The sequence below is a fragment of the Xanthovirga aplysinae genome, assembly GCF_009711365.1.
GTDB lineage: Bacteria > Bacteroidota > Bacteroidia > Cytophagales > Cyclobacteriaceae > Xanthovirga > Xanthovirga aplysinae.
Genome location: NZ_SMMB01000345.1, coordinates 1 through 1,200, shown reverse-complemented (window position 1 = coordinate 1,200; position 1,200 = coordinate 1). Strand labels below are relative to the sequence as shown.

Below are 1,200 nucleotides of genomic sequence, written 5' to 3'. Positions count from 1 at the left end.
ATAATAATTTTGAGAGGTTTTATCTTTAGCAGGCTTAATCTTTTAGTAAAAGGGAAAAAGGAAAGTTTTTTTCACTAAAGGAGATTAAAATAATATTGACACAATCTAAGAGTTTCTTGCTCTATTTGCGGCTAAGAAAAAAGCATCATAATTGCGCAAATTATCGGTATCTATCCCTTCTGGAAGCCTAAAATTCAAAAGAAGAGGCACTTGCTGTTCAAATAATCCTCCATGGGAACGAAGGGGACCATGGAGCATGCTTAAATCATGATCCTTTGGACTTTTCCCGATTACAGTTTGGCGATCCGCTAGCACAACCAGATCAGCTATACGATCAGATGGCAATTCAAAACTATCAGCTGCAGTGGCTCTATCCAATACTCCAACTATCCCTTTTTCTCTACTTAATTTTTCTTTGATTTGTGATTTCAATCTTAAATCCTTCAAATAAATCCCCCCAAATGACCCTAATGCACCATGATGCCCTACATAGGGATCGGTAATGGGTAAAACAACATGAAATTTACCAGAAGGAGATATTTCCTTAAGAAAACTTTCCAGAAAGAAAATATTGGGTTCTCCATTCTGATTAGATTTAGCATTCATTCCATGGTCTGCTGTGATTACTAAAGTAGCTCCCAGTTTATCCAATTGACTAAAGTAGGAGTCGCACATTTCATAAAAATCCAGAGCCTCTTTTTCCTTTGGGCCATAGGCATGTTGTACATAATCGGTGGTGGACAAATACATTAAGTCGGGCTTTTCCTTTTTTAACAATACTACTCCAGCCTTTAACACAAATTCACTCAATTCAGCACTGTATATCTCTGGAGTTTTCATTCCAACAAATTGATCTGCCTTATCCATCCCATTTTCCTCCAAAGTAGTAATATCGGCCTTCTCTGCAGAAAAGCATATAGCAGTGCTTTTTGAGAAATCCAGCCCATTTCCCAGAAGTAAACGTAATTTATCTTTTGCAGTCACTGTTGCTACTTTTGCACCAGTTTCCTGAAATTTCTGAATTATGCTTGGAGCCCGAAGTAATGAGGGATCGTTCATCATTACATCCATTTTCAGTTTGGGATCATAATAATAATTACCACTTATTCCATGTACTTCTGGTGGCCTGCCTGTAATAATTGATATATTATTTGGATTTGTAAAAGAAGGAATCACAGATTTAGCTATAAAATGCTTTCT

At 36.8% G+C, this 1,200-nt stretch carries 1 protein-coding gene; it reads right to left on the bottom strand.

Annotated features, from left to right (window positions below; genetic code table 11):
* Positions 1-105 precede the first annotated feature (105 nt).
* A partial coding sequence (gene phnA / locus E1171_RS01075) for a phosphonoacetate hydrolase (protein WP_155203241.1) occupies positions 106-1,200 on the bottom strand: 1,095 nt, incomplete at its 5' end.